This window comes from Pseudomonas sp. EA_65y_Pfl1_P113 (genome assembly GCF_963970525.1).
GTDB classification, from domain to species: Bacteria; Pseudomonadota; Gammaproteobacteria; order Pseudomonadales; family Pseudomonadaceae; genus Aquipseudomonas; species Aquipseudomonas tritici.
The window spans coordinates 1-2,816 of the sequence record NZ_CAXAQM010000077.1 but is presented as its reverse complement, the minus strand read 5'-3'; the positions used below and the strand labels follow the sequence as shown (position 1 = coordinate 2,816).

2 protein-coding genes are annotated in these 2,816 nt (G+C 57.4%); both read left to right on the top strand.

Going from position 1 to position 2,816, the window contains the following annotated elements:
• On the top strand, positions 1-1,925 hold a 1,925-nt coding region (locus tag AACY52_RS28285), incomplete at its 5' end, for a hypothetical protein (protein ID WP_339561067.1).
• On the top strand, positions 1,922-2,816 hold an 895-nt coding region (locus tag AACY52_RS28280), incomplete at its 3' end, for a hypothetical protein (RefSeq protein ID WP_339561066.1). The genes AACY52_RS28285 and AACY52_RS28280, both read left to right, overlap by 4 nt.

The following is a 2,816-nucleotide window of genomic DNA, read 5'->3' as shown; positions in this document are numbered from 1 at the left end:
ATACCACCGCGCCAGCGCATTTCCAGCATGTCGAACAACGCCATCAGACACTGTTTGCGGACCGGGACGTTTACCTCAAACGGTCCGCCAGCGGCACCTGGTTTGTCGATTACTATGACCTGGACACTCGGCACTGGTTAACCGACCTGGCCACCGGTTGCCTGACCGCCCAATGCATTCGTGCCCAAGGTGCCGAACAATACGCCGACTATGTGCGGGCCGCCGATGGCGGCGCACTGACACAACTGTTCCGCGCCTGGACGCCCTCACTCGATGCGGGCATTAACAACAGCACTCGCCTGGGCGAGCTGATGGCCGCACTGGCCTCTGAGAATATCGCGGCTACCCATCAGGCACTTGCGCCACTGGCCATGCCGATTCTGGACGACCTTGCGAGCATGGGCCGAGAGGCCCATGGCGCATGGAGCGTGCTGGTCAACCGTCTGGCTGCGTCGTTGCTGTTGCTCAAAGGCGATAAAACCTTCAGCAGTGCCTGGCTGGGCGTCTTCGTTGCTGCTCGCCTGGGCAGCGAGGCCCGTTTACAGTCTGTGAGCGAGGGTGGCACTCAAGTCTGGAGATTACTGGGCCAACAAGCGGAAGGGCTGACCCAATGGGCCCGCACCACGGGGGAAGCCATCGGTGCCGGGCATGTGAAAAGCATCGTGAACTCCTCCTTCGTGACCAATAGCGGTGGGGTCGTGCCACTGGCGGCCTTGCTGCTGAACACGCTCAATGCGAGTAACTACTTGAGTCAGGCCGCAGCCGTGAAGGGGATGGACAGTCAGCGCGTCAACGATACGGTGTCAGCATCGTTGTATGCTGCCGCCGCGTTGACGGCGGTGATTGATAGTCAGGTGCGGCAGGGGTTGGGGGTTAGGGAAATTGGTAAAGGGCAAGCAATGGCTCCAACCCTCACCCTGTTTGGTGGGGTGATTGGTGGATTGTCATTTGGCGCGGCCCTAAACGAATACAAGTCACTGCAACTACAACTGGAAAGCAGCCAGACGCATATCGATCCTTGGTTGCAGATGCGCAAGACGGTCGTTACGGGCCAAGTAGCGGCCTATGGGGCTCAAGCGCTATTAGGCTTTGGTCAGACGGCAAGAGCCTTGGCAGGCTTAGTGGAAGTGGAAGCAGCGATCATGCGCTACTCGTTGTGCATGGGCCCACTGAGCTGGATCATGTTCGTGCTGGGCGTGCTGTACCTGATCACCTGGTTCTTTCAGCAAACCCCGCTGCAAAACTTCCTCAACTATTGCTGCTGGTCAAAAGCCCGAGCTGGCAATCAAGAGCCTATTGCGACCAAAGCACAGCAAGACGAACTCAACCAACTGTACGGCATCCTGTATTCCCCCCGCGTCAGCGCAGAAAGCAGCTCGGTGATGGTCGGTTCAAGTGGTCCTTCCGGGCTAGCCTCCCAGAGCGTCATCAATGCCCTGACCATCGACTTGCCCGGCGCCGAACCTGGCAGTGCCTATCTGGAACTGAGCATGGCCGGCGATCCGATCGACACTCAGGCGTCTCGCGACCTGATCAAAAACAGCCCGTACTCCGCCTATAAACCACCTCGCCCATGGCGGGATATGGCACCTCACTGGCTGCCCGGTAGTACCTGTCGCTGGATCCCCGCTAACGAAGGCCAAGGTTTACGCCTGAGTGGGCCCTTCAGCTCAGTGCAGGGAGTCCTTAGCACACCACCCAGCACGGTCTCCTTGCGCTTGCGATATCGTACGCCATTGACCGCGCTGCTGGGCGCTCGAAACTTTATCGGCGGCGAACACGGTGTGGCCTTTACCGTGAGTGGCAGCGGGGACGTGATTGCCCTGCGGGACGATCCGACACCGGAACTGGATCGCGTGCCAAGCTACCCGCTCGACAGTGAGCGTTCAGGCTCTACTTACCTACAACCCAAGGACCGCGCATGAGTACGCCACCGGCAGGCACCACGAAAAAACGGATGTTTTCGCGCAATGACTACTTGGCGCCGTTACCCATTCCCACCGGTGAAAAACCCTCGGATGTGCTCAACACCATTTGGCGCAAGAACGAGGTGTTCCTGGACATTGGTAACTACAGTATCGGCTCGGCGGTGATGGTGATCTGGCCAGGGGTGATGTTGTTTTTATTAATGAGTTACATCACTCCTGACCCTCTAATGTGGGGCGGAGCGTTAATCATCATGGGCATCCCTATCCTCTTTGTGATTCAGGGCCTATTTCGCGATGTGCCTTTACCGGTGCGTTTTAATCGACAACGCCGCGAAGTGTGTGTGCCACGAGAGGATGGCGAGTTCTGGATTGTCCCCTGGGAAAGCGTGACGGCAGCGGCCACGCAGCAGTCGTCGGTGAGTCAGGCGGGTAAAGCTACGATGGGCTTATTGATCATAGGCTTTGACAATCCTGACCCGCAGGCCAAGGACGATAACAAGCATTTTTACTTTGGCTTCAATTGTGGCGGTGGTACCACGGCCATGGCGTTGTGGGAGTGCACACGTAGCTACATGGAAATAGGGCCGGACGCCGTACCTGATAGCCGAGTAGGCATTGCTCCATATGAGAAAACGCAAATCGGATCGCTCGTCATCGATCTGCGTAAGGGCGACCTGATAGGTGTTGTATGGGGGATATTCTGCATTACGATTTTGGGAACCTATTTCGCGGAAAAATTGCAGAACTTTAAATTGTCTTACCCGCCTGATCTGCTTTACCCCGACATCATCGAATGGTCCAGGCCGCTACCACCCGAGCAATGGGCCAAGCGATCACCGGAGTTGGAGGACGCCATCGCAAAACGTGAAGCGGAACTGGCCGTGCAAC